Below are 23,917 nucleotides of genomic sequence, written 5' to 3'. Positions count from 1 at the left end.
TAGACCCGGAGGAGATACCGTGAAGTTATTGAACGCCAGTGCCTATCTGGGGGGTGCATTGCTGTGCATGGCAGGACTTGCCGCGCACGCGCAGACCCCTTCCGCGCCGCTGAAGATCATCGTGCCCTACCCTGCGGGCGGGCCGGTCGATGCCTCGGCCCACATCGTTGCCGAAGGCGCCAAGGCGGCGCTGGGCAACGTGGCGGTGGAGAACAAGCCCGGCGCGGGCGGCAACGTCGGTGCCGATCTGGTGGCGAAAGCCCCGGCCGGCGGCAACCTGCTGGTGATGGGCGCGGTGGCCACGCATGCGGTGAACCCCTGGCTGTACAAGAACTTTCCGTACGACCCGATCAAGGACTTCAAGCCGATCGCCCTCGTCGCGCGCACGCCCAACGTGCTGGTGATGAGCGCCGAGCAGGCCAAGAGCCTGAACATCGGCAGCACGACCGAACTGGTGCAGTACCTCAAGAAGCACCCGGACCAGCTCAAGTACGGCTCGGGCGGCAACGGCAGCATCGGCCACATCGCGGCCGAGATGTTCAAGTCGCTGACCAACACGCGCATGGCGCACGTGCCGTTCCAGGGTTCGTCCCCGGCGCTCAAGGCACTGCAGGCCCAGGAAGTGAGCCTGGTGTTCGACAACCTGGCTTCGTCGCTGCCGCTCATCAAGGCGGGCAAGCTGAAGGCGCTGGGCGTGACTTCGCTGGGCCGGGACGACGACCTGCCCGACGTGCGCAGCATCAACGACGAGGTGCAGGGCTTCAACGTGGTGACGTGGTTCGGGCTGTTCGCCCCGATCGCGCTGCCCGATGCCGATGCCCGCCGCTACGCCATGGCCTTCAGCGCGGGCATGAAGTCGCCGGCCAGCACGGAACGCTTCAAGAAGATGGGCCTCGACCCCGAGGACCTGACGCTGGAGAGCTTCGGCCAGTTCGTGCGCTCGGAGCACAGCAAGTACGGTTTTCTGATCAAGGCCGCAAAGATCAAGATGGATTAGCCGCGGCCGGGGGCAGGACGCCCAGGGCTGCGGCATGGATACCAAAACCCAAGGAGCCAAGCATGGGACAGCCCCCCGTCGTCTACGGACAATCTGATCGCCCACCCCGCGGCGACTACGCCCGCGCCAACGCCGACTACACCTGCGCGCAGGACTACGAGGCCTACACCGCGGCCGACCACGACACCTACCGGCGCCTGTACGAGCGCCAGTCGGCCCTGCTGCCGGGCCTGGCGAGCGATGCGTTCATCGAGGCCCTGCCCTCGCTCGGCGCACGCGACCGCATTCCGCGCTTCGAGGAAGTGAACGAGCGCCTGTACCAGGCCACGCGCTGGGAACTGGTGGGCGTGCCGGGGCTGATCCCCGAGGTGCCGTTCTTCACGCTGCTGGCCAACCGCAAGTTCCCGGTGACCGACTGGATCCGCACGCCGCAGGAGTTCGACTACATCGTCGAGCCCGACATCTTCCATGACCTGTTCGGCCACGTGCCGCTGCTGTTCAACCCGGTCTTCGCCGACTACGTGCAGCGCTACGGCCAGGGCGGGCTCAAGGCCCACGGCCTGGGCGCCTGCGAACTGCTGTCGCGCCTGTACTGGTACACGATCGAGTTCGGCCTGATCCGCCAGGACGACGGCCTGCGGGCCTATGGCGCCGGCATCCTGAGCTCTTCGGGCGAACTGGCCCATTCGGTGCGCAGCCCCGAGCCGCAGCGCATTCCCCTGCAGCTGGAGCGCACCATGCGCACGCGCTACAAGATCGACACCTACCAGCAGACCTACTTCATCATCGACAGCTTCCAGCAGCTGTTCGACATGACCGCGGCCGACTTCGCCCCGATCTACGAGCGCCTCAAAGGCCAGCCCGAGTTCGCGGCCGACGAGCGCGAGGCCGTGCCGGCCTGACGGCGCGCACCCGGCCGGCCGCCGCTTCTTCGCACGCGGCGGCATGGCTTCGCGCCGGGGGCGGGGCGGCCCCGTGCGGCTGCGGATGATCGACTCCGTCATCCGCCGCAAGGTCCAACTGGCGCCCAGCGCGAGGCACATTGGCGGCGGATTCCCCGAGGAATCCATCCATGTCGCGCATTTCTGGCATTTCGTCACCGCTGCGTCCCGCACCGGGCATCGTCGTCGATCCCTCGCCGGGGCTGATGACGCCCGTCGCGCCCGTCCGGCGCAGGCGCCAACCGCCCTCCGCCGAACCAACGCTGCCCGAGCTGGCCCGGCGCCTGTCCTCGGCCCCGATGCCGCCGCGTGCACCCCTGCATGTAGTGCGGCATTCGCTGCTGCCGCCGCAGTTCCAGTCGCCCCAGCGGCCCGGCACCGAGCCGCCCGAGACCTACCAGCGCCATTCGAAGCTGCCGCCCCAATACCAGTCGCCGCTGCGCCAGAGCTTTCTGCCGCCCCAGGCGTACCAGTCGCACTCGGCGATGAACACGTTCCAGTCGCCCTATGCGCCCGCGCCGCAAGGGGCGTTCGGCAGCTCGGTCCTTCCCCCGGCCCCAGCGCAGCAGGACCCCGCCCGGCCGGAGGCCGCAGCGCAGCGGCCCCCGCGGGTGTCGGTGCTGCCGCAGGTGCGCCCCTCCATCCTGCAGGGCGCCAGCCCTCGCCCGCAGGGGCCCCGCCCTTCGGTGCTGCCCCAAAGACCGTCCTTCCAGAGCAGCGGTAGCGGCGCGGCCTCCGCCCAGACGCCCATGGAAACGCGGTATTCGGTGCTGCCGGCCAAGCTGCAGGCGGCGTCGGCGGCCTTCCAGTCCGTGGCCCACGCCGCCGTGGCCATCGGCCTGGAGAGCGCCAACACCGTGCAGATCACGACCGCCGCCCAGGCCCAGCAGGTGCTGGCCCGGGTGCAGCGCCTGGCCACCCAGGCCGCACCGGCCTTGCACGCGCTGTCCGGCGCGCTCCAGCACATGGTGGAGAACAAGACGCGGCTGTCGCAGGAGATCCGCGAAGAACTGGCCGACATCGGACAGTCGCTGCTGACCACCGGCCAGTCGCTGCAGAAGTTCCTGAACCACACCCTGGGACGGTTCGCCCCGCAAACCATGCCGCCCGCAGAGCCGCCGGCCGAAACACCGGCGGACGCGGCTGCCGCTGCCGAGACGGCCGCCGTGGCCGAAACCACCGCCAAGGCCGAAGCCGAGGCCGCCGCGGCTCCGCCGCCGCCCCCGCCTCCGCCGCCCAAGGCGCACCTCAAACCCCGCCCGCAAAAACACCCTGCCGCGAAGCCAGCGCTGCACCCGGTCCCCGCCGCGCCGGCGCCAGCGGCCAAACCGGTGCCGGTCCATGTGATGGCCATCTCCACCGAAGAAGGCCGGGCGGCGCTGCGCGCGGGCTTCGGCACGCCCGAATCCGCCGATGCGGGCCTGCGGGAAATCGCCCTGGCATTCAAGGCCGCGCAAAACGGCTCGGCGGACGACAAGCGGGCCTTCCAGCTGGCCTACCAGGACCGGCTCACGCTGCCGGACGATTTCAGCAGCGGCAACGTGGCCGCCGTGAAGCAGCTCAAGCGGCTGCTGGCCGGCGTCAATGTGGCCTATGTGTCGCCGCAGTACGGCAAGGACATGGGCGTGGGATCGGACGACTTCAACGCGCGGCGCTCCGCGGCGGCCGCGGCGTAGGCGTAGAAGCAGGCGGCAATGCCCTGCGGCCTACGGCGCCGCGATGAGGTCCAGGCACTCCCGCACCACCGGCGGATGGAATGCCATCTGCACGTGCGCCAGGCCCTCGCGAAGGCGGTTGTCCGCGCCGTCCAGGGCGGCCGTGGCGGCCGGGTACACCGCGTTGTCGCAGTTGGAATAAAAGCAGGTGAACAGCGCAGCGCGCCCGGGCGGCTCGTCCTGCGCCAGCCGCCGCAGCCATTCGCCCCCGGGCACCATCTGCCGGCCGTTGGCAGACCGGCTGAACCGCGCCGCCCACGCGCCCTGGTGGGGCGAGCCCAGCGTGATCACGCGGTGCACGCGCGCATCGGCCTGCCGCGCCCGCAGCCACGCCCGCACGGCCAGACCGCCCATGCTGTGGCCCACCACGACCGGCGGGCGGCCCGTGGCGGCGGTGACCCGGCGCACGGCCTCGTCCAGCGTGTCCACATAGTCGTCGATGGCACCGAACGCGGGCTCCATCGTCACCGCCACGAACGGGTGGCCGCGGATGCGCAGCACCTTCATCCAGGGCGTCCAGAACCCGCGGTTGCAGATGAAGCCGTGCACCAGCACCACGCCGCGCGCGGGCGGCGGGCCGCCGATGACGGGGGGCGGCAGCCAGTCGGGCACGGCGGTGGAGCGAAACGGCTGCCACCATCCGAACACCACGCTGGCCCAGCGCGCTTCGGCCGACCAGGCGCGCACCACCTGCGCCAGCGACGGCACCGGCACCCCGTCGGCCCGGCTGGCCTGCCGGTTCACGCGGACCATGCACACGAACTGCAGCCCCATGAACAGCCGCAGCAGCAGCATCACCGCGGCCAGGCCCGCCACCGCCCGCAGGGGCGAGGCGGGCCATTGCCACACCAGCCAGCCGACGGCCAGCAGCAGGTTGCACACCACCATTCCGCGTTGCCATCGTGCATTGGTCAAGACCGGCGCTCCTGAAAAAAAACGAGTCCGCATCATGTCACTTGCGGGACGGGCCTAGGACAAGCCCCCTGGACAGGGCGCGAGCCGCTTCCACAATCGTGCCCACCTCCACCCGCGCACGAAAGGGACGACCGCATGGAACGGATCTGGCTGAAAAACTACCCTCCGGGGGTGCCGCACAACGTGGAGCCCGAGCAGTACCGCTCGCTGCCGCACCTGTTCGAGGAGTCGTTCCGCAAGCATGCCGACCGCCCCTTTTCGGTCTGCATGGACCGGTGGATGACCTACGGCGAACTCGACCGCCTGTCGGCCCAGCTCGGCGCCTGGCTGCAGGGCCAGGGACTGGAGCCCGGGGCGCGCGTGGCCATCATGCTGCCCAACGTGCCGCAGTTCGGCGTGACCATGGCGGGCGTGCTGCGCGCCGGCTACACCTGCGTGAACGTGAACCCGCTGTACACCGCGCGCGAGCTGGAGCACCAGCTCAAGGATTCCGGAGCCACCGCCATCGTGATCCTGGAGAACTTCGCCCACACCCTGGCCGAGGTGATCGACCGCACCGCCGTGCGGCACGTGTGCGTTGCCAGCATGGGCGACCTGCTGGGCGCGGCCTTCGGGCGCTGGATCACGTTCGCCGTGCGCCACCTGGCCAAGATGGTGCCGGCCTACGAGATTCCGCTCACCAACGGCCGCCAGGTGGTGCCGTTCAACAAGGCGTTGGCCCTGGGCGAGCGGCGCACGCTGGCGCCCAGCCACGCCACGCTGGATTCCACCGCCTTCCTGCAGTACACCGGGGGCACCACGGGGCTGTCGAAGGGCGCGGTGCTCACGCACCGCAACATCGTGGCCGCCACGCTGCAGGCCGAGGCGTGGTTCACGCCCGCACTGTCCAAGGTGGGAGACGTGCGCCATGCCAACAGCATCGCGGCGCTGCCGCTGTACCACATCTTCGCGCTCACGCTGTGCCTGCTGGCGATCCGCCAGGGCTCCCACCTCACGCTGATCCCCAACCCGCGCGACATCCCCAAATTCGTCGCGGTGCTGAAGAAGCGGCCCTTTCACATGCTGCCGGCGGTCAACACGCTGTTCAACGCGCTGCTGCACAACCCGCAGTTCGCCGCACTCGATTTTTCGCACCTGTGCGTGTCGCAGGCCGGCGGCATGGCCGCGTCGGAGGGCACGGCGCGCCAGTGGCAGAAGGTGACGGGCAGCACCATGATCGAGGGCTGGGGCATGAGCGAGACCTGCGCCATCGGCACCAACAACCCGGTGAACAACACGCAGTTCACCGGCACCATCGGCCTGCCTCTGCCGGGCATCGACATCGCCATCAAGGACGATGCCGGCGAAAGCCTGCCCATCGGCCAGTCCGGTGAGATCTGCATCCGCGGCCCCAACGTGATGACCGGCTACTACCAGCAGCCCGAGGAGAACGCCAAGGCCTTCACGGCGGACGGATTCATGCGCACGGGCGACGTCGGCATCATGGACGAGGCTGGATACACCCGCATCATCGACCGCAAGAAGGACATGATCCTGGTGAGCGGCTTCAACGTGTTCCCCAACGAGCTGGAGCAGGTGATCTCGATGTGCCCCGGCGTGCTGGAATGCGCGGCCATCGGCGTGCCGGACGAGAAACAGGGCGAGGCCATCAAGGTGTTCGTGGTGAAAAGCGACCCGGCGCTGTCGGAGGAAGACGTGGAGCGCTACTGCCACGAGCACCTCACCGGCTACAAGCGGCCCCGGCACATCGAGTTCCGCGATGCGCTGCCCAAGACGAACGTGGGCAAGATCTTGCGCCGGGAGCTGCGCAGCTGACTGAGTCCGGCCGGCGCACGCGGGCCGTGGCAGCCCGCGGCGGATGACGCGCCGCCCGGCCGGGGTGGCACGCGGAAGTAACAGCTGCATCCGCTGATGTCAGCCCGCCGGGGTCTCGCCGCCGTTTCCCCCAGGCCGGCAAACACCCGTTCGCCCTCCGTCAGCCGGCCCGCGCCCCTGTGCGCGCACCCCGTTTCTTTTCCGGCCGCGGCCGCCCGCCAGACTCCCGTCCCAAGCGCCATCACCTCTGGGCTCAGGGATAATCCCCACGCGCAAACGTTTGCGCAAACGTTTGCTTTCGCTACCATGGCGGTCCGCGGCGGTTTTTCCGGATGGCGATCAGGGCTCTTTCGACAGCCCCATCGGGTCCGCAACCGGCGCATTCCGTATCCCGACAACGCCTTTTCCAGGAGACACCATGCCCTTCACCCGCCGCTCCGTTCAAACCGCCGCCGCCCTCGCCGTGCTGGGGGGCCTGCTGGCCTCGCCCGCGTTCGCGCAGGACAAGCCCAAGATCGCGCTGGTGATGAAATCGCTGGCCAACGAGTTCTTCCGCACCATGGAAGACGGCGCCAAGGCGCACCAGAAGGCGCATGCCAGCGAATACACGCTGGTGGCCAACGGCATCAAGAACGAGACGGACACCGCCGCGCAGATCAAGATGATCGAGCAGGCCGTGGCGCAGAAGGTCAACGCCATCGTGCTGGCACCGGCCGATTCCAAGGCGCTGGTGCCGGCCGTCAAGGCCGCGGTGGACAAGGGCATCCTGGTGGTGAACATCGACAACCGCCTGGACACCGACGCACTCAAGGAAAAGAACCTGACCGTGCCCTTCGTCGGCCCCGACAACCGTGCGGGCGCCAAGCTGGTGGGCGACTACCTGGCCAAATCGATCAAGGCGGGCGACAAGGTCGGCATCATCGAAGGCGTGTCGACCACGTTCAACGCGCAGCAGCGCACGCTGGGCTTCCAGGATGCGATGAAGGCCGCCAATATCAAGGTGGTGGGCGTGCAGTCCGGCCAATGGGAGATCGAGAAGGGCAACACGGTCGCCGCCGGCATGCTGCGCGAGCACCCCGACCTGGTGGCGTTGCTGGCCGGCAACGACAGCATGGCGCTGGGCGCGGTGGCCGCGGTGAAGGCCGCCGGCAAGGCCGGCAAGGTGCAGGTGGTGGGCTACGACAACATCAACGCGATCAAGCCCATGCTGGCCGATGGCCGCGTGCTCGCCACGGCCGACCAGTACGCCGCCAAGCAGGCCGTGTTCGGCATCGAGCTGGTGCAGAAGGCCCTGGCCGCCAAGACGCCGCAGGCCCAGCTGCCGGCCGAGGTCAAGACCGAGGTGGTGCTGGTCACCAAGGACAGCAAGTAAGCGCGCCCGCAGCGCCTGCCGACCCCCTCGCCTGCCGCCTTTGACCTGAGGACCGACCCCGTGCCCCCTTTGCCGCCCGCCGCCGCGCCCGCGTCCGCCCCCCTGCTGGAGATGATCGGCGTGGGCAAGGACTACAACGCCACCACGGTGCTCCACACGGTAACGCTGTCGCTGCATGCAGGCGAGGTGCTGGCCCTCACCGGGGAGAACGGCGCGGGCAAGAGCACGCTGTCCAAGATCCTGTGCGGGCTGGAGCCGGCCTCGCGCGGCAGCATGCGGCTCGCGGGCCACCCCTATGCGCCCGCCTCGCGCCGCGACGCCGAGGGCCAGGGCGTGCGCATGGTCATGCAGGAGCTGGGCCTGATTCCCACGCTCACCGTGGCCGAGAACCTGCTGATGGGCCGCCTGCCGCACCGTGCGGGCTGGCTGCGCCGCGGCGCGCTGCATGCGGCCGCCCGCACGCAACTGGCCAAGATCGGCCTGACCGACATCGACCCGGCCACGCCGGTCGCGCGCCTGGGGCTGGGACAGCAGCAGATGGTGGAGATCGCCCGCAACCTGCACGACGACACGCGCGTGCTGGTGCTGGACGAGCCCACCGCCATGCTCACGCCGCGGGAGACCAATTACCTGTTCGAGCAGATCGCGCGGCTCACGGCGCGCGGGGTGGCGATCGTCTACGTGTCGCACCGGCTGGAGGAACTGCGCCGCATCGCCGACCGCGTGGCCGTGCTGCGCGACGGCGCGCTGGTGGATGCCCGCCCCATGGCCGGACTGAGCGAGGCCGATCTGGTGCAGCGCATGGTGGGCCGCGCGGTGAGCGACCTGGAACACCGCCCACGCCGCCAGGCCGGCCCGGTGGTGCTGCGCACCGAGGGCCTGGGCCGGGGCACGGCGGTGCAGGACGTGAACCTGGAGCTGCGCGCGGGCGAGGTCTTCGGCATCGCCGGCCTGGTGGGCTCGGGCCGCACCGAACTGCTGCGCCTGCTGTTCGGCGCCGACCGGGCGGACCGGGGCACGGTGGTGCTGTCCGAAGGACATGATCCAAATCGGCCTCCAGCACAATCGGTACTAGGGCATATCGCTACAAATTCAATAGCAAACGATTCCCACGAGCCGCGCGAACGCCGCATTCCGCGCGGCTTCGCCTCGCCGATGCAGGCCATCGCGGCGGGCATCGGGCTGGTGGCGGAGGACCGCAAGTCGCAGGGCCTGCTGCTCACGCAGCCGATCCGCGTGAACGCCACGCTCTCCGACCTGTCGGCCGTCTCGCGCCTGGGCTGGCTGCGCCGGGCGCACGAAAGCAGCGTGGTGCAGGGCTTCATCCGCACGCTGGGCGTGCGTTGCCGCGGGCCCGAGCAGCCCGTGGGCCAGCTGTCGGGGGGCAACCAGCAGAAGGTGGTGTTCGCCCGCTGGCTGCACCGCGACGGCCGCGTGCTGCTGCTGGACGAGCCCACGCGCGGCGTGGACGTGGGCGCGCGCGCCGACCTGTATGCCGAACTCGACCGCATGGCGGACGCCGGGCGCGCGCTGTGCATGGTGTCGTCCGACCTGCGCGAACTGATGGCCATGGCCGACCGCATCGGCGTGATGAGCGCCGGGCGCCTGGTGGCCGTGTTCGAACGCGGTCAGTGGACCGAACAGTCCCTGCTCGCGGCCGCTTTTTCCGAACCCGGTGGCCGCACGGCCGCCCAAAAACCCCTTTCCGCATGAACACCCCCGCACCGGCGCCCCAGGCCGCCGCCCCTTCTTCTTCCGCCGCCACATCCGCCTCCGTCTGGCGCACGCAACTGGGCACCTTCCTGGGGCTGGCGGCCGTGCTGGTCGGCATGGTCGTGCTGTTTTCGTGGATGTCCGAGTACTTTTGGAGCCGCGAGACCTTCGTCACCATCGCCAATGAGATCCCGGCGCTGGCCGTGATGGCCGTGGGCATGACGTTCGTGCTCATCATCGCGGGCATCGACCTGTCGGTGGGCTCGGTGATGGCGCTGTCGGCGGCCACGTCGGCCGCCGCCATCCTGCAATGGAAATGGAGCGTGCCGGCCGCGGCCGCGCTGGCGCTGGCCACCGGCCTGATCTGCGGCACGGTGACCGGTGCGGTGTCGGTGGCCTGGCGCCTGCCCTCGTTCATCGTCTCGCTGGGCATGCTGGAGGCGGTGCGCGGCGGCGCCTACGTGGTGACCGATTCGCGCACGCAATACGTGGGCGACGCGATCTCGTGGCTGTCGGCGCCCGTGGCGGGCGGCGTCTCGGTCGCGTTCGTGCTGGCCCTCGTGCTGGTGGTGGTGGCGCAGCTGGTGCTGTCGCGCACGGTGTTCGGCCGGTGCCTGGTGGGCATCGGCACCAACGAAGAGGCCATGCGCCTGGCCGGCGTGGACCCGCGCCCCATCCGCATCGCGGTGTTCGCGCTCACCGGCCTGCTGGCCGGGCTGGCGGGGCTGATGCAGTCCGCGCGCCTGGAAGCGGCCGACCCCAATGCCGGCACCGGCATGGAGCTGCAGGTGATCGCCGCCGTGGTGATCGGCGGCACCAGCCTGATGGGCGGGCGCGGCTCGGTCATCACCACCGCGTTCGGCGTGCTCATCATCGCGGTGCTGGAGGCGGGCCTGGCGCAGATCGGCGCGAGCGAGCCGAGCAAGCGCATCATCACCGGCTGCGTGATCGTGGCCGCCGTGATCGTCGATACCGTGCGCCAGCGCCGGGCAGCCGTTTAAGCCCCCGGCCGTCCCGCACCTGCACCCCTGACCCCATGGCCACCATCAAGGACGTCGCCCGCCGTGCCGAAGTGTCGGTGACCACCGTGTCGCACGTGGTCAACGGCACACGCCACGTGAGCGCCGAGGGCCGCGCGCGCGTGGAGGCCGCGATCCGCGAGCTGGGCTACGTGCCCAGCGCCATCGCGCGCAGCCTCAAGCGCAACCACACGCGCACCCTGGGCATGCTGATCCCCAACAGTTCCAACCCGTACTTCGCCGAGGTGGTGCACAGCGTGGAGGACCGCTGCTTCGGCGCGGGCTACAACCTCATCCTGTGCAACACCAACGACGAAGCGCAGCGCCAGGCCTCCTACCTGCAGGTGCTGGCCGAGCGGCGCATCGACGGGCTGATCGTGGTCTCGACCGGGCACGACGCCACGCTGGCGCGGCAGCTGGAAAACCTGTCGATCCCCACCGTGCTCGTGGACCGCGAGATCGAGGTGCCCCAACCGCCCTGCGACCTGGTGGAAACCGCGCATGCCCAGGGCGGGCGCCTGGCCACCCGCCACCTGCTGGACCTGGGGCACCGCCGCATCGCCTGCATCGGCGGGCCGCAGGGGCTGGCGCCCAGCGAGCAGCGCATCGCGGGCTGGCGCGAGGCGCTGGCCGAGGCCGGCGCGTCCTCCGAGGGCATGCTGTCGCACGGCAACTTCACCAGCCAGGGCGGCTACGAGGCGATGCAGGCGCTGTTCCGTGCTCCTTCCGCACCAAGCGCCGTCTTCGTGTGCAACGACCTCATGGCCATGGGCGCGCTGTGCGCCGCGAACGAGCGGCAGCTGCGCATTCCCGATGCCCTGTCGGTCGTCGGCTTCGACGACATCGAACTGGCCGCCTTCACCAGCCCACCGCTCACCACCGTCGCCCAGCCCAAGCTGCGCATCGGCACGCTGGCGGTGGACATGCTGCTCGAACGCATCGACGGCAAGCGGCAGGAGCCGCGCCAGATGCTGCTGCAACCCGAACTGCGCGTGCGGGCTTCCACGGCCCGGTACCTTTTTTCCTGACCCTGCCGGGCTCCTTTCCCTTTTTTGTCCCTTCTTTCCCGCGCATGAACGCCGCCTCTCCCTCCCGCCCCCGCATTGCCGTCGTCGGCAGCCTCAACATGGACCTGGTGCTGCGCGTGCCCCAGGCGCCCGGCGCCGGCGAAACCGTCATGGCGCACTCGCTGAACCACATTCCCGGCGGCAAGGGCGGCAACCAGGCCGTGGCGTGCGCCCGCCTGGGCGCGGACGTGCACCTGTTCGGGCGCGTGGGCGCCGACGGCAACGGCCAGGCGCTGCGGGCAGCGCTTGACGCCGACGGCATCGACCACTCGGGTGTGCAGACCGACGACAGCGCCCCGACCGGTCTGGCCGCCATCGTGGTGGACGACGCGGCGCAAAACCGCATCGTCGTGGCCGCTGGGGCCAACCTGCAGTTCGTGCTGGACCCCGCCACCCTGGCACCCGCGGTGCAGGGAGCAGCCTGCCTGGTCGCCCAGTTCGAAGTGCCGCTGCCCCAGGTGCTGGCCGCGGCCGCCCAGGCGCACGCCGCCAGTTGCCGCGTGGTGCTGAACCCCTCGCCCATGCAGCCCCTGCCCGATGCGCTGTGGCCGCTGGTGGACACGCTGGTCGTGAACGAGGTCGAGGCCGCCGCCCTGGTGGGTGGTGCTGTCCAGACCCCAGACGAGGCGGCGCACGCCGCCCGGCGGCTGCGCGCGCGCGGCCCGGCACGCGTCGTGGTCACGCTCGGCGCCGCCGGCGCCGTGGCGGCCGATGCCTATGGCTGCCGCCACCACCCCGGCATGGCCGTGAAGGCCGTGGACACCACCGCCGCCGGAGACACCTTCCTGGGGGCGCTCGCCGTCGCGCTCGGACGGGGCGAGGCGCTCGACCCCGCCGTGCAGGGCGGCATCCGTGCCGCGGCGCTGTGCGTGACTCGGCCCGGCGCCCAGCCCTCCATCCCCACGCGCGACGCCGTCGCCGCCAGCCCCCGCCCACCCGACTGGAGATTGCTATGAAACGCCGCGCTTTGCTGCACGCCGAACTCTCGCATGCCATCGCCTGCATGGGCCACGGCGACATGCTGGTCATCGGGGACGCGGGCCTGCCCATTCCCCCCGGGCCACGCCGCATCGACCTGGCCGTCACGGCCGGCATCCCCGCCGTGGACGAGGTGCTGTGCGCCGTCCTCTCCGAACTGCAGGTGGAACGCGCCATCGTCGCCACCGAAGCCGTCGAACGCGCCGAAGGCCAGTTGCCGGACTGGTGCCTGCTGCCCGTGGCGCCCGAGACCGTGCCGCATGAGGAATTCAAACGGCTGTGCCAGCAGGCGCGGGTGATGGTGCGCACCGGCGAATGCACGCCCTATGCGAATGTCATACTCATCGCCGGCGTGACGTTCTAGACGGCCCGGGGCGGCGCGCCATGAAAGCCACCGCCATGCCCCCCCTTTCGACGCCCTCCGGCCCCGCGCCCCTGCCCCCCGGCATGACCGTGCTGGAGCGCGGCTGGCTGTCAGCCAACAACATCGTGTTCATCGGCGCCGGGCACACGGCAGTGGTGGACACCGGCTACTGCACCCATGCCGCGCAGACCGTCGCGCTGCTGCAGGGCGCACTGCAGGGCCGCGCGCTGGACCGTGTGCTCAACACCCACCTGCACAGCGACCACTGCGGCGGCAACGCCGCGCTGCAGGCGGCCTGGCCCGCCCTCGGCACCTTCATCCCCCCGGGCCAGGCGGCCCATGTGCGCCAGTGGGACGCCAACGCCCTGAGCTACACGCCCACGGGCCAGGACTGCCCACCGTTTCGCATGGACGGCGTGCTGCAGCCGGGCACTGAAGTGATGCTCGGCGACCGGGCCTGGCAGGTGCATGCGGCCCCCGGGCACGACCCGCATTCGATCGTGCTGTTCGAGCCGGTCGACGCCGTGCTGATCTCGGCCGACGCGCTGTGGGAGAACGGCTTCGGCGTGGTCTTTCCCGAACTGGAGGGCGACAGCGCCTTCGCCGACGTGGCGGCCACGCTCGACCTGATCGAGTCGCTGGCGCCGCGCACCCTCGTGCCCGGGCACGGCCGCGTCTTCACCGGCCTTGCCCCGGCGCTGGACACCGCCCGGCGGCGGCTGGACGGCTTCGTGCAGGCACCCGAAAAGCACGCGCGCTACGCCGCCAAGGTGCTCGTCAAGTACAAGCTGCTGGAGTGGCAGCAGGCCGAGGCGCAGCGGCTCTGGGCCTGGGCCGCCGCGACGCCGTACTTCGCGCTGCTGCACGCGCGCTACTTCGCCGACCAGCCGCTGCAGGCTTGGCTGGAGGGCACTGTGCAGGACCTCGTGCGCTCGGGCGCGGCCGCCCTCCAGGGCACGCAGATCCACAACCAGTAGGGCAGAGGGCGCGGCCCCCGGCCTCGCTGGCGCGGCACGCCCGTGCCGGGGCCGCTTTTACCTCCCACCTCTCGCCCGGCGCACCTCCCGTGCGCAATTTGTGGCGGAAATCTTACAAATTGTCAGATTCCACGCCGCGCCCCTGTCAGACAACACCTTAACGAGAGTGATTCGTATCAATAATCGCGGCTGTTTTTGGTTCTGACAACAAAATGAAACACTCCAACCCCGTCAAGAAGCCCCGCAGCCTCCGTCTGGCCGAGGGCGTTGCCGCCAGCCTCTCCACCGCCGTGCTGCTGCCCTGGGCCGCCATGGCCCAGACCGCACCGCCGCAGGACGCCACCGTCCTGCCGACCGTGACGGTGCAGGACCAGGCCATCGATCCCAACCCCAACGCCGAAGTGGGCGCGCCCTACAAGGCCAAGACCTCGGCCGACGTGCGCCACACGCGGCCCCTGGCGGAAACGCCCCAGACCATCTCGGTGGTGACCAAGGCCGCGATCGACGACTCCGGCTTCACCGACCTCAAGCAGATCCTCGCGGCTCAGCCCGGCATCACCCTGGGCACGGGCGAGAACGGCAACGCCTTCGGCGACCGCTACATCATCCGCGGCCAGGAAGCCCGCAGCGACGTGTTCGTGGACGGCCTGCGCGACCCCGGCATGACGACGCGCGAGAGCTTCGCCATCGAGCAGCTCGAAATCACCAAGGGCCCGAACTCGACCTTTGCCGGCCGCGGCTCGGCCGGTGGCGCGATCAACGCCATCACCAAGCAGGCCACGCTGGACTACGACTTCTCGCGCGTCTCCGTGGGCGCGGGCAGCGACGGCTACCGCCGCGCCACGCTGGATGCCAACAAGGGCTTCTCGGACCAGTTCGCGCTGCGCGCCAACGCGCTGTACAGCACCGAAGGCGTGCCGGACCGCGACCCGTCCAAGCGCCGCCGCGAGGGCCTGGCGCTGTCGGGCCTGTGGGAAGCCAATGCCAACCTGTCGGTCACGCTGGATTACTACGGCCTGCGCGCCAGGGACAAGTACCCCGACCTGGGCAGCTACCTGCTCGGCACGGTGCCCAACCGCGTGCCCGCCACCGGCGTGCCCGTGTACGCGCAGAGCCAGGACTTCCTGAACTCCGACGTGGACGCCCTGACGGCGCGCGTCAAGTGGCGCATCGCGCCCGACAAGACCCTCACCAGCCTGACGCGCTATGGCACGTCCGACAACGGCTACGTGGTCACCGGCGCCTCGGGCGGCACGCGCTACAGCAACGGCACGCCGTTCACCAGCGCCTCGCTGAGCACGCACAACGGCTGGCAGGAAGTGAAGTACTTCGCGCACCAGACCAACCTGCGCTGGGACACCGAGATCGCCGGCAAGAAGAACGAACTCATTTTCGGCCTCGAATACACGGACCACCAGGTGACGCGCGGCAACTACGCCGTCACCAACACCGGCGCATTCAACTGCCGCACGCAGGCGGGCACGGGCGCCAACACGGCCTATTGCCTCTCGGGCCCCTCGGGCGCCGTCACGCCGGGCCTGAACTCCATCATGGGCCGGCAGATCGCCCAGACGCCCTGGGCCAACGACTGGCAGGTCAAGAGCTTCGCGCTCAGCGCCATGGACACGGTGGACCTGACCGACCAATGGACGGTGTTCGGCGGCGTGCGCGCCGACTACACCGACTTCAGCCTCGTCACGCGCAACGCCACCACGGCCGCGCAGACGGGCAACTACAGCTACACCGACACCCTGCTCAACGGCCACCTGGGCGTGTCGTACAAGATCAACCCCATGGGCATCGTGTACGCTAGCTACGGCTCAGCCCAGGACATCAACGGCGGCGAATCCGACACCGGCACCAGCAGCGGCTACGGCGGCCTGGTGGTCTACAACGGCAGCGCCGCCGGCGCCAAGCCCGAGACCTCGCGCAATCTGGAAATCGGCACCAAGTGGAACCTGCTGGACAACAAGCTGCTGTTCACGGCCGCGGCGTTCCAGACCACCAAGTCCGACGTGATGGAGGGCGCCAACTACGACTCGCTGGGCACCTTCAACACCGGCAAGAACCGCGTGCGCGGCGTCGAATTCGGCCTGGTGGGCAACGTGACCTCCCAGTTCACGGTGCAGGCCGGCGTGGCGTTCATGAAGTCCAAGGTGCTCAAGTCGGCCACGGCGGCCAACGTGGGCCTGCCGCTGTCGAATTTTGCCGACCGCTCGTTCTCGGTGCAAGGCAAGTACCAGCTGACCCCCGCGCTGTCCGTGGGCGCCACGGCACGGCACGAAAGCGACCGCTGCGGCGGCCAGCCCGACACCGGCGCGAGCTACACCAACGGCACCTGCGCGCAGCCCGTGCCCTCGTTCACCGTGTACGACCTGTTCGCCTCGTACCGCCTGAACAAGCACGCCGACATCCGCATCAATGTGCTCAACGCCGGCGACAAGGACTACTACACGGCGGTGTACCGCTCGGGCTCGTTCCTGTACAAGGGCGACGGGCGTGCGGTGCGCGTCACGCTCGACTACGAGTTCTGATCGGCGCGCTGGCAACGGCGCCCCGGGTCTGATCCAATGCCGGGCTCTGCCCGGCATTGCCGCTTTCAACGATGACCCCAGCCCTTTCCTCCACCGCACCGCCTCCGCCGCCGGACCGCATTCCGCCCGGCGTGCACGGCGCGCTCGACTACGCCCTGCTCGCGCCCAAGCACATGGATGCCGCGCACCATGCCTACGTGGCGGGCGGCAGCGGCCTGGGCGTGTCGGCGCAGGCCAACCGGCGCGCCTTCGACGGCTGGGCCGTGCTGCCCCGGCTGCTGCGCGACGTGCGCCACGGCCATGTGCGGGCGGTGGTGGGCGGCGAGGCCTGGGAGCACCCGCTGGCCCTGGCGCCGGTGGCGTTCCAGGCCCTGGCGCACCCGCACGGCGAGATCGCCACCGCGCGCGCGGCCGAGGCCACCGGCACCTGCCTGGTCGCCAGCACCCTGTCGTCCCGCACGCTCGAATCGATCGCGCAGGCCAGCGGCCCGGCGCGCTGGTTCCAGCTGTACTTCCAGCCACGGCGGGAGGACACGCTGCAGCTGGTTCGCCGCGCCGAAGCGGCCGGCTACCGCGCGATCGTCGTCACGCTGGACGCGGCCCTGCAGACCGCCGGCCGCCAGGCACTGGCGGCGGGCTTTCGCATGCCGCCGACCTGCGTGGCCGAGAACCTGCGCGGCCAGGCGCCGGTGGAGCCGCCCGCCCCGCAGCCGGGCCAGGGCCGGGTCTTCCATGCCATGCACTTCGCGCCCACCTGGGCCGACCTGGACTGGCTGATGGCGCAGACGCACCTGCCCGTCTGGGTCAAGGGCGTGCTGCACCCCGAAGACGCCACCGCCTTGCAGGCCCGGGGCGTGGCGGGCATCGTCGTCTCCAACCACGGTGGGCGCGGGCTGGACGGCGCCCCCGCCAGCCTGCAGATGCTGCCCGCCGTGCGAGCAGCGGTGGGCCCCGGCTGGCCCGTGCTGTTCGATGGCGGCATCCGGAGCGGCACCGACGTGTTCAAGGCGCTGGCGCTCGGCGCCGATGCCGTGCTGATCGGCCGGCTGCAGGTCTATGCGCTGGCGGTGGCCGGCGCGCTGGGCGTGGCTCACCTGCTGCGCCTGCTGATCGAAGAACTGCAGGCCTGCATGGCGCTGGCCGGCTGCGCCACGCTGGCCGACATCGGCCCGGGCGCGCTCGTGGCCCAGCCGCCGGCCTTTCCCTCCCTGTCCGAAGAAATGCCATGCTGATCACCCTCGAACACGTTCTGGACCCGGACGAAATCCGCCACTTCCGCCAGCGCCTGGATGGCGCCGACTGGCGCAGCGGCAGCGCCACCGCGGGCACGCTGGCGCGGTCGGTCAAGCGCAACGAACAGCTCGACGACGCCAGCGAGGTAGCGGTGGAACTGGGCCAGCACCTGCTGCGGGTGCTGGGCCGCCACCCCACCTTCATCGCGGCCGCCCTGCCGCGCAGGATCCACCCGCCGAAGTTCAACCGCTATGCCGACGGCGGCACCTATGGCGCGCACGTGGACAGCGCCATCATGCAGTGGCCCGGCACGCAGCAGTCGATGCGCACCGACGTGTCGGCCACGCTGTTCCTCGCCGATCCGCACGAATACGACGGCGGGGAGCTGGAGATCGAAGGCCCGTTCGGCGTGCAGAGCGTCAAGCTCGAAGCCGGCGACCTGGTGCTCTACCCTTCCAGCAGCCTGCACCGCGTGACGCCGGTCACGCGCGGCGCGCGCATCGCCTCGTTCTTCTGGGTCGAAAGCCTGGTGCAGGACGAGGGCGACCGCACGCTGCTCTTCGATCTGGACCAGACCATCCAGCGCCTGACCCCCTCGCTGGACGCCGCCGACCCGCGGCTGCTGCAGCTCACGGGCGTGTACCACAATCTCCTGCGCCGCTGGGCGCAGGCCTGACACGCTGCGCTGTCCGAAACCGTTCCGTCCTCCCATTCCCTTTCTTTGCAGGAGCCCCCCATGAATTCCACCCCCTTTCGCCGTGCCGCCATCGCCCTGGCCCTGACCGTGGCCGCCAGCGGCGCCTGGGCGCACGGCGACGTGCAGTGCCCCGCCCATCCCGCTTCGGAATGGCGCCCCCACACCGAGCTGCAGGAAAAGCTGGTCAAGGAAGGCTGGACCGTGCGCCGCATGGAAAAGACCCCCACCTGCTACGAGGTGTACGGCAAGGACCCGCAGGGCAAGCGCGTGGAAGCGTTCTTCGACCCCAAGACGCTGGAACGCGTTGAAGAAAAGTAACCCGCCCCACCCGCCCGTTCCCGTGTGGGACGCGGCGGTGCGGCTCCTGCACTGGTCGCTGGTGGCCTCGGTCGCCGCGGCCTGGATCACCCGCCACCGGCTGGGGCCCCTGCACGAGAACCTGGGCTACGCCGCCCTGACCATCGCCTGCGCACGCGTGGCCTGGGGCTTCGCGGGCCGGCACCACGCGCGCTTCGCGCAGTTCGTGCGCGGGCCGGCCACGACATGGGCCTATGCACGGGCCGTGGGCGCGGGCCATGCGCGGCGGTACCTGGGCCACAACCCGCTGGGCGGCTGGATGGTGGTGGCCCTGCTGGGCTGCATCGGGCTGCTGGGGTTCACCGGCTGGCTCTACACCACCGACCTTTTCTGGGGCTACGGCTGGCTCGCCCAGTTGCACGAGGCGCTGGGCTGGACCCTGCTGGGGCTGGTGGCCTTGCACATCGGCGGGGTGCTGTTCACGAGCTGGAAGCACCGCGAGAACCTGGTCCGGGCGATGGTCACCGGGCGCAAGCCCCCGCCGACGGGCAACGACGTTCCGTAGGGCCTGCGCACCCGGCGCTGGCGCTGGCACAAGCGATGGGGGTCAGAAGCGGTGCGATTGCGCGCAGCCCATCACGTGGTTGCGGTCATTGGTGATGCACTGGTAAAAATCACGCTTGATGCCCGTGGCCGACTGGCAGTCGCCCATGGTGATGTTGCTGCGCGTGCTGCGGATCTTGCTGGCCGTGGACTCGTACTGGTCGCGCGACATGTAGCCGTCGCGTGCGTTCTTCTCGCCGGTTTCCAGCATGGTGTCCAGCCCTCCCCGCGCGTTGTTCACGGCCTTGCCGCAGTCCAGCGGTACCGTGCCCGGCTGCGTCTGGGTCAGGCCTTTGGCCACGCCGTTCACCTGCTCCTGAACGTCCCGGGGGAGCCTGCGCGGTGCAGTGCCCGAACTGGCGCCACCGCCGCTGTTGAACGGCACCGTGTTGTGCAACTGGGGCTGCTCGGCGGTCGAAAGGTCGGGCGGCTGCTGGCCGTATTGCGTGCGGCCCTGGGCATCCACCCATTTGTAGACCGTCTGTGCCGAAGCGGCGGTGCTGAATGCACAGGCGACGATCGCAAGGACCGCAGCGGCCCTGAAGTTCTTCTTCAACATGTTTTTATGACCCAGAAAACTGCCGCCCTCCGCGGCTCGGTGAAACCGCGATGCCCACGCCCCTCAGCACCGGCATCGCTCCAGAAACATCAAGGCAGATCTTTGTTCGGCTCCGGTATGGCGGCGTCACGCGGCCCGATGCTGCCCAGCCGGCCCTTGAGCGATTGCGGTTGGCCGCTCAGGATGGCCGCATAGATCGTCGTGTTGGCCAGCACCTTCTTCACGTAATCGCGCGTTTCGGTGAACGGCACGTTTTCGGCCCAGATGGCGGCCTCCAGCAGCGGGCCGTTGCGCCAGTTGCGGGGCCGGCCCGGGCCCGCGTTGTACGCGGCCGCGGCCAGCGGCATGGAGCCGTCGAAATCGTCCAGCGCCAGCTTGAGGTAGGCGGTGCCGATGGTGATGTTGGTCTCGCGGTCGTTGATCTGGTCGGGCGTGAAATTCGCCATGCCGATCTTGCGGGCCGTCCAGCGGGCCGTGGCCGGCATCACCTGCATGAGGCCGGAAGCCCCCACGCCCGAGCGCGCGTCCATGACGAAGCGGCTTTCCTGGCGGATGAGCCCATACACGTAGGCCGGGTCGAGCCCGATGGCCTGCGACCGCGCCACCACCGTGCTGCGAAACGGCATGGGAAAGCGCTGCGACGCGTCGAACGCCGCCTTGGTGCGCTCGCTGGTGTTGATGCAGCGGTCCCACACCTCACGCTGGCAGGCGAACTCGGCGGCGGCCAGCAGCTCGCGGTCGGCCATGCCGCCCGGGCTGTGCAGGTTGGTGGCGTAGTTCCACTCGCGCACGCCTTCGCCGCGAAGCCCCAGCAAGATGGCGTACAGCCCGCGGTTGAGCGACGGGTTGGCGCGCACGGCGGCCTTTTCCTCGGGCGTCGGCGGCAGGGGCGCGGCCGGCAGCACCACGCGCTGTCCCAGCTCTTCCAGGGCCAGCATTTCATAGAAGCCGTTGGTGCCCGCGATGCGTTCGAGCAGCTCGCGGGCGCGGGCCTTGTCTTCGTCGCCCGGGCGGTTGGACAGCCAGGCGCGGGCACGCCAATAGGTCCACGTGCTGTCCTGGCGGGCGGTGGGCGACATGGCGTCGATGGCGCGCGCCACCTGCTTCCACTGGCCGGCCCGCAGGGCGGCGCGCACCTTCCAGCCCAGGGTGTCGTCGGAGAGGTCGGCGTCCTTGGACACGTTGCCGAAGTAGCCCATGGCGTCCGGCGACAGCGCGATCGCCGTCTGCTTGCCGATCACGCCCCAGACCCAGTTGCGCTCCTCGGACGACAGCTGCACGCCCCACTTGGCATCCAGCAACCGCGCCGCGGCGCCGGGGTCGGCCATGGCCATCTTGATGAGCCCGAGCACGACCAGTTCCTGGCGCACGCGCCCGGCGGCCGTGGCGCGGCTGGCCAGGAACTTCACGGGCGAATCGAACACCTCGCGCAGCTGCGGCAGCGCCTCGGGCGCCACGATCTCGACCGCGTTGCGCGTGGCGCGGGCGCGGTTGGCCTCGGCCGACAGGCGCGCCTTGCGCCAGATGTCCATGGCCGTGACCTTCTTGTCGGCATAGAACTCGGCCACCGCGTGCGTGCAGCCGTCGTCGGCCTCGCGCTGGCCGTACCAGTTGCGCAGCACCTCGTCGATGGCGCCGGCCGGCGCGGTGCCCTTGATCTGCTCGATCAGCAGCGCGTAGCAGCGCACCTCGCGGTCGTCTCCCATGCGGAACTGCGGGTGCAGCTCGGAAAACTGCACCCAGTCGCGGCGCTGGCCCACCAGCAGCAGCCAGTCGTTGCGCAGGCGGTCTTCCTGGTAGGTGCCGGCGTAGCGCTGCAGGAAGGCGCCCACCTCCTGCGGCAGGGCCTCTCCGAGGCGGGCCCGCAGCTCCCAGTAGGCGGCCCAGGGCTCGAGCACGTGGCCACGGGCACTCGGCAGCAGCTGGGTGAGCCGTTGCCGGTCGCCCTTGCGGAAGGCCTGCTGCATCTCGAGCAGGGTATCGTCACCCCGGTTTTGCGCGACCGCAAGGGTCGCGCCACCGGCGAGCAAGGCGCCCGCGACGAGCGGTGTCAGAATCTTGAGCAATTGCATTGGGGGAATTATGTGATGGACAAAGCAGCCCTGCGCCGCGCACTGGTAGAAGAACGCCTGAACCTCCCCGACCGCCTACAGCGGGCGGACCTGCTTCAGCGCGTCATGCGAATCTGGCTGGTGGACCGGCCCGACACCGTCATCGGGGCCTACTGGCCCATCAAGGGCGAGTTCGACCCGCTCCCGGCGCTGCACCGATGGAAGGAAGACGGCGAACTGCTCGACGAGCCCCAGCGGCGCCGCATCGGGCTGCCGGTGGTCGACAAGGTGCACAAGACCCTCACCTTCCATGCCTGGTACCCCGGCTGCCCGATGGAGGAGGACGCCTACGGCATCCCCAAGCCCAAGGACACCGAGGTGATCGTGCCCTCCCTGCTGTTCGTGCCCTGCGTGGGCTACGGCCCCGGCGGCTACCGGCTGGGCTACGGCGGCGGGTTCTACGACCGCACGCTGGCCACGCTGCAGCCGGTGCCCACCACGGTGGGCCTGGGCTTCACGCACGGCTACATCGACGACTTCGAGCCCGAGGCCCACGACCTGCCGCTGAATGCCATCCTGAACGACAACGGCGTGGTCTGGCCGATCTGACCGGCCAGGGCCGCCAGGCACCGCTGATGCGCGGCGCGCATCAGTCGCCGGGCGAAAAGGCATCGAAAGGCTGCTCGACGGCGTCGTAGGATGCACCTCCCGTTTTCCGAGGTGAATCCCATGTTCCAGCTCTACATCGGCAACAAGAACTACTCCTCCTGGTCCATGCGCCCCTGGGTGCTGCTGCGCCAGGCCGGCATCGCGTTCGAGGAAGTGCCGCTGCGTTTCGACAGCTTCGACGAAGGCTCGCAGTTCAAGCAGAAGATCCAGGCGGTCACCCCCACCGGCAAGGTGCCCGTGCTGGTCGACGGCGACCTGGCCGTCTGGGACACCCTCGCCATCGCCGAATACGTGGCGGAAAAGCACCCGGACAAAGCGCTGTGGCCTGCCGACCCGGCGGCCCGCGCACGGGCCCGCAGCGTCTGCGCCGAGATGCACAGCGGCTTCTCCGCGCTGCGCGGCGCCTGCCCCATGAACATCGAGGCCCGCCTGCCCGACACCGGGGCCCTGCTGTGGCGCGACCGCCCCGCCGTGCGCGCCGACGTGGCGCGGCTGATCGAAACGTGGACGGCGCTGCTGCAGGCGCACGGCGGCCCGCTGCTGTTCGGCGGGTTCACCATCGCCGATGCCTTCTTCGCCCCCGTGTGTTCGCGCCTGACCACCTACGCCCTGCCGCTGCCCGCGCACATCGCGGGCTATGTGGAGCGCGTGCTGGCGCTGCCCGGCGTGCAGGACTGGGTGCGCGGGGCCGAGGCCGAAGCGGACTTTCTCGACTTCGAAGAGCCCTACCGGCTCGGCCGCACGGCGCGCTGATCGGCGAAGCGCCCGCGAGGGGGCGCTTCGCAAAATGGAACATCGCTTCCGGCCTGCGGCAGGGGCGTGGCGGGAGCGGCGGCACGCTGTGAACGCAGCCACTCCAGGACCAGAGTTCCATGCGTTCCACCTACTTCAGCACCCCGCCCGATCCGTCCCTGATGGGGGTGGACCGGCCCGGCCGCCCGCCCACGCGGTTCGCCATTCCGCCCCCTCCGTTCACGCCGGGCCATGGCACCCTGCCGGACAGCGATTTCGGTCCGAGGGCAGACGGCAGCCTCTCGTTCGACCGGGCCGTGGCCGCACGCCACCACCCCGAACTGCTGGCCTGCCTCGACCGGCTGCAGGGCGATTTCGAGGCGCGCGCCATCTCGGGACCGCACGGCATCAAGACCCTGCGCTACAGCCATTCCTACGAGGCCCAGCGCATCGAGGTGATCCGCGGCGCGCTCGCGCGGCTGACGGCCGACAAGCGCTGAGCGGCGCGAGGGCGGCGACGCCCCGCAGCCCACGGGGCGCCAGCCACTGCCAACTGTCTTTTGCTATATTTTTAATAGCAAACCAGGCATGAAATCCGCCGGCATGGCACCGGTTTGGCCTTGAGCCGATCGGTCTGGCCGCTGGGGAGATGCCTACCGGGCCCGCAAC

Annotated in this window: 22 protein-coding genes; 19 read left to right on the top strand and 3 right to left on the bottom strand. The window is 70.1% G+C overall.

Going from position 1 to position 23,917, the window contains the following annotated elements; translation table 11 throughout:
• Nucleotides 1-67 precede the first annotated feature (67 nt).
• The 3 genes from AVKW3434_RS04550 to AVKW3434_RS04540 all read left to right on the top strand — a co-directional run bounded on the left by AVKW3434_RS04550 (nucleotide 68) and on the right by AVKW3434_RS04540 (nucleotide 3,614).
• Nucleotides 68-997 carry a Bug family tripartite tricarboxylate transporter substrate binding protein gene (locus tag AVKW3434_RS04550; RefSeq protein WP_284405193.1) on the top strand — a complete coding sequence of 310 codons (930 nt, stop codon included), beginning with the start codon at nucleotides 68-70 and terminating at the stop codon, nucleotides 995-997.
• A gap of 62 nt (nucleotides 998-1,059) precedes the next feature.
• Nucleotides 1,060-1,899, top strand: a complete 840-nt coding sequence (gene phhA, locus AVKW3434_RS04545; RefSeq protein WP_284398014.1) for a phenylalanine 4-monooxygenase — start codon at nucleotides 1,060-1,062, stop codon at nucleotides 1,897-1,899.
• Nucleotides 1,900-2,069: 170 nt separating this feature from the next.
• The gene (locus tag AVKW3434_RS04540; protein WP_284404840.1) at nucleotides 2,070-3,614 is read left to right on the top strand and encodes a hypothetical protein; all 1,545 of its coding nucleotides are present in this window, start codon (nucleotides 2,070-2,072) and stop codon (nucleotides 3,612-3,614) included.
• A 30-nt stretch (nucleotides 3,615-3,644) separates the two neighbouring features.
• Here the strand turns inward: AVKW3434_RS04540 and AVKW3434_RS04535 are convergent, their stop codons facing one another.
• Entirely contained in the window at nucleotides 3,645-4,568 is a 924-nt protein-coding gene (locus AVKW3434_RS04535) for an esterase/lipase family protein (RefSeq protein ID WP_284404839.1), read from the bottom strand.
• Between the two features lie 135 nt (nucleotides 4,569-4,703).
• Between AVKW3434_RS04535 and AVKW3434_RS04530 the strand changes: the two genes are divergently transcribed.
• The 13 genes from AVKW3434_RS04530 (at nucleotide 4,704) to AVKW3434_RS04470 (ending at nucleotide 19,199) form a co-directional block, all read left to right on the top strand.
• Nucleotides 4,704-6,383, top strand: a complete 1,680-nt coding sequence (locus AVKW3434_RS04530; protein WP_284404837.1) for an AMP-binding protein — start codon at nucleotides 4,704-4,706, stop codon at nucleotides 6,381-6,383.
• A 418-nt stretch (nucleotides 6,384-6,801) separates the two neighbouring features.
• Nucleotides 6,802-7,755 (top strand): sugar ABC transporter substrate-binding protein, encoded by a 954-nt coding sequence (locus tag AVKW3434_RS04525; RefSeq protein WP_284398004.1) that lies wholly within the window; start codon nucleotides 6,802-6,804, stop codon nucleotides 7,753-7,755.
• Between the two features lie 111 nt (nucleotides 7,756-7,866).
• A complete protein-coding gene (locus AVKW3434_RS04520; protein WP_284405192.1) occupies nucleotides 7,867-9,468 on the top strand; it encodes a sugar ABC transporter ATP-binding protein in 1,602 nt (533 codons plus the stop codon).
• The gene (locus tag AVKW3434_RS04515) at nucleotides 9,465-10,469 is read left to right on the top strand and encodes an ABC transporter permease (protein WP_272565210.1); all 1,005 of its coding nucleotides are present in this window, start codon (nucleotides 9,465-9,467) and stop codon (nucleotides 10,467-10,469) included. Before AVKW3434_RS04520 ends, AVKW3434_RS04515 begins: the two co-directional genes overlap by 4 nt.
• Before the next feature lie 35 nt (nucleotides 10,470-10,504).
• Nucleotides 10,505-11,515, top strand: a complete 1,011-nt coding sequence (locus tag AVKW3434_RS04510; protein WP_284404833.1) for a LacI family DNA-binding transcriptional regulator — start codon at nucleotides 10,505-10,507, stop codon at nucleotides 11,513-11,515.
• Nucleotides 11,516-11,559: 44 nt separating this feature from the next.
• The gene (rbsK, locus tag AVKW3434_RS04505; RefSeq protein ID WP_284404831.1) at nucleotides 11,560-12,510 is read left to right on the top strand and encodes a ribokinase; all 951 of its coding nucleotides are present in this window, start codon (nucleotides 11,560-11,562) and stop codon (nucleotides 12,508-12,510) included.
• Entirely contained in the window at nucleotides 12,507-12,896 is a 390-nt protein-coding gene (gene rbsD, locus AVKW3434_RS04500) for a D-ribose pyranase (RefSeq protein ID WP_284404829.1), read from the top strand. The genes rbsK and rbsD overlap by 4 nt, the downstream gene beginning before the upstream one ends.
• A 35-nt stretch (nucleotides 12,897-12,931) precedes the next feature.
• On the top strand, nucleotides 12,932-13,873 hold the full coding sequence (locus tag AVKW3434_RS04495; protein ID WP_284404827.1) for an MBL fold metallo-hydrolase: 942 nt from the start codon (nucleotides 12,932-12,934) through the stop codon (nucleotides 13,871-13,873).
• A gap of 212 nt (nucleotides 13,874-14,085) precedes the next feature.
• Nucleotides 14,086-16,407, top strand: a complete 2,322-nt coding sequence (locus AVKW3434_RS04490) for a TonB-dependent receptor (RefSeq protein WP_284404825.1) — start codon at nucleotides 14,086-14,088, stop codon at nucleotides 16,405-16,407.
• A gap of 71 nt (nucleotides 16,408-16,478) precedes the next feature.
• The gene (locus AVKW3434_RS04485) at nucleotides 16,479-17,639 is read left to right on the top strand and encodes an alpha-hydroxy acid oxidase (RefSeq protein WP_284404823.1); all 1,161 of its coding nucleotides are present in this window, start codon (nucleotides 16,479-16,481) and stop codon (nucleotides 17,637-17,639) included.
• The gene (locus tag AVKW3434_RS04480) at nucleotides 17,633-18,316 is read left to right on the top strand and encodes a Fe2+-dependent dioxygenase (RefSeq protein WP_284404821.1); all 684 of its coding nucleotides are present in this window, start codon (nucleotides 17,633-17,635) and stop codon (nucleotides 18,314-18,316) included. Before AVKW3434_RS04485 ends, AVKW3434_RS04480 begins: the two co-directional genes overlap by 7 nt.
• Before the next feature lie 60 nt (nucleotides 18,317-18,376).
• A complete protein-coding gene (locus AVKW3434_RS04475; RefSeq protein WP_284404820.1) occupies nucleotides 18,377-18,655 on the top strand; it encodes a PepSY domain-containing protein in 279 nt (92 codons plus the stop codon).
• On the top strand, nucleotides 18,642-19,199 hold the full coding sequence (locus AVKW3434_RS04470) for a cytochrome b/b6 domain-containing protein (protein ID WP_284404818.1): 558 nt from the start codon (nucleotides 18,642-18,644) through the stop codon (nucleotides 19,197-19,199). Before AVKW3434_RS04475 ends, AVKW3434_RS04470 begins: the two co-directional genes overlap by 14 nt.
• Before the next feature lie 42 nt (nucleotides 19,200-19,241).
• On the opposite strand, the gene AVKW3434_RS04465 is transcribed toward AVKW3434_RS04470, so the two are convergent.
• Both AVKW3434_RS04465 and AVKW3434_RS04460 read right to left on the bottom strand, forming a co-directional pair.
• Nucleotides 19,242-19,796: a DUF4124 domain-containing protein gene (locus tag AVKW3434_RS04465; RefSeq protein ID WP_284404816.1), complete on the bottom strand. Its 555-nt coding sequence runs from the start codon at nucleotides 19,794-19,796 to the stop codon at nucleotides 19,242-19,244.
• A gap of 89 nt (nucleotides 19,797-19,885) precedes the next feature.
• Nucleotides 19,886-21,868: a lytic transglycosylase domain-containing protein gene (locus AVKW3434_RS04460; RefSeq protein ID WP_284404814.1), complete on the bottom strand. Its 1,983-nt coding sequence runs from the start codon at nucleotides 21,866-21,868 to the stop codon at nucleotides 19,886-19,888.
• A gap of 15 nt (nucleotides 21,869-21,883) precedes the next feature.
• Here AVKW3434_RS04460 and AVKW3434_RS04455 point away from each other — a divergent pair, with 15 nt between their 5' ends.
• The 3 genes from AVKW3434_RS04455 (at nucleotide 21,884) to AVKW3434_RS04445 (ending at nucleotide 23,748) form a co-directional block, all read left to right on the top strand.
• Entirely contained in the window at nucleotides 21,884-22,456 is a 573-nt protein-coding gene (locus AVKW3434_RS04455; protein WP_272565224.1) for a 5-formyltetrahydrofolate cyclo-ligase, read from the top strand.
• 120 nt (nucleotides 22,457-22,576) lie between these two features.
• On the top strand, nucleotides 22,577-23,269 hold the full coding sequence (locus AVKW3434_RS04450; RefSeq protein ID WP_284404813.1) for a glutathione S-transferase family protein: 693 nt from the start codon (nucleotides 22,577-22,579) through the stop codon (nucleotides 23,267-23,269).
• A 119-nt stretch (nucleotides 23,270-23,388) separates the two neighbouring features.
• Nucleotides 23,389-23,748, top strand: a complete 360-nt coding sequence (locus AVKW3434_RS04445) for a hypothetical protein (RefSeq protein WP_284397961.1) — start codon at nucleotides 23,389-23,391, stop codon at nucleotides 23,746-23,748.
• Nucleotides 23,749-23,917: the final 169 nt, after the last annotated feature.

The sequence above is a fragment of the Acidovorax sp. SUPP3434 genome (assembly GCF_030159015.1).
Lineage (GTDB): Bacteria > Pseudomonadota > Gammaproteobacteria > Burkholderiales > Burkholderiaceae_C > Paracidovorax.
Note: the sequence above shows the minus strand (reverse complement) of the source record. Positions and strands in the feature narration are given on the sequence as shown.

Excerpts from the sequence above, each read along its gene's own strand:
- AVKW3434_RS04520 (WP_284405192.1), top strand. The coding sequence starts at position 7,867 with ATGATCGGCGTGGGCAAGGACTACAACGCCACCACGGTGCTCCACACG.
- AVKW3434_RS04460 (WP_284404814.1), bottom strand. The coding sequence starts at position 21,868 with ATGCAATTGCTCAAGATTCTGACACCGCTCGTCGCGGGCGCCTTGCTC.
- AVKW3434_RS04475 (WP_284404820.1), top strand. The coding sequence starts at position 18,377 with ATGAATTCCACCCCCTTTCGCCGTGCCGCCATCGCCCTGGCCCTGACC.
- AVKW3434_RS04480 (WP_284404821.1), top strand. The coding sequence starts at position 17,633 with ATGCTGATCACCCTCGAACACGTTCTGGACCCGGACGAAATCCGCCAC.
- AVKW3434_RS04540 (WP_284404840.1), top strand. The coding sequence starts at position 2,070 with ATGTCGCGCATTTCTGGCATTTCGTCACCGCTGCGTCCCGCACCGGGC.
- AVKW3434_RS04495 (WP_284404827.1), top strand. The coding sequence starts at position 12,932 with ATGCCCCCCCTTTCGACGCCCTCCGGCCCCGCGCCCCTGCCCCCCGGC.
- AVKW3434_RS04465 (WP_284404816.1), bottom strand. The coding sequence starts at position 19,796 with ATGTTGAAGAAGAACTTCAGGGCCGCTGCGGTCCTTGCGATCGTCGCC.
- AVKW3434_RS04550 (WP_284405193.1), top strand. The coding sequence starts at position 68 with ATGGCAGGACTTGCCGCGCACGCGCAGACCCCTTCCGCGCCGCTGAAG.
- AVKW3434_RS04525 (WP_284398004.1), top strand. The coding sequence starts at position 6,802 with ATGCCCTTCACCCGCCGCTCCGTTCAAACCGCCGCCGCCCTCGCCGTG.
- AVKW3434_RS04455 (WP_272565224.1), top strand. The coding sequence starts at position 21,884 with ATGGACAAAGCAGCCCTGCGCCGCGCACTGGTAGAAGAACGCCTGAAC.
- AVKW3434_RS04485 (WP_284404823.1), top strand. The coding sequence starts at position 16,479 with ATGACCCCAGCCCTTTCCTCCACCGCACCGCCTCCGCCGCCGGACCGC.
- AVKW3434_RS04515 (WP_272565210.1), top strand. The coding sequence starts at position 9,465 with ATGAACACCCCCGCACCGGCGCCCCAGGCCGCCGCCCCTTCTTCTTCC.
- phhA (WP_284398014.1), top strand. The coding sequence starts at position 1,060 with ATGGGACAGCCCCCCGTCGTCTACGGACAATCTGATCGCCCACCCCGC.
- rbsK (WP_284404831.1), top strand. The coding sequence starts at position 11,560 with ATGAACGCCGCCTCTCCCTCCCGCCCCCGCATTGCCGTCGTCGGCAGC.
- AVKW3434_RS04445 (WP_284397961.1), top strand. The coding sequence starts at position 23,389 with ATGCGTTCCACCTACTTCAGCACCCCGCCCGATCCGTCCCTGATGGGG.
- AVKW3434_RS04450 (WP_284404813.1), top strand. The coding sequence starts at position 22,577 with ATGTTCCAGCTCTACATCGGCAACAAGAACTACTCCTCCTGGTCCATG.
- AVKW3434_RS04530 (WP_284404837.1), top strand. The coding sequence starts at position 4,704 with ATGGAACGGATCTGGCTGAAAAACTACCCTCCGGGGGTGCCGCACAAC.
- rbsD (WP_284404829.1), top strand. The coding sequence starts at position 12,507 with ATGAAACGCCGCGCTTTGCTGCACGCCGAACTCTCGCATGCCATCGCC.
- AVKW3434_RS04510 (WP_284404833.1), top strand. The coding sequence starts at position 10,505 with ATGGCCACCATCAAGGACGTCGCCCGCCGTGCCGAAGTGTCGGTGACC.
- AVKW3434_RS04490 (WP_284404825.1), top strand. The coding sequence starts at position 14,086 with ATGAAACACTCCAACCCCGTCAAGAAGCCCCGCAGCCTCCGTCTGGCC.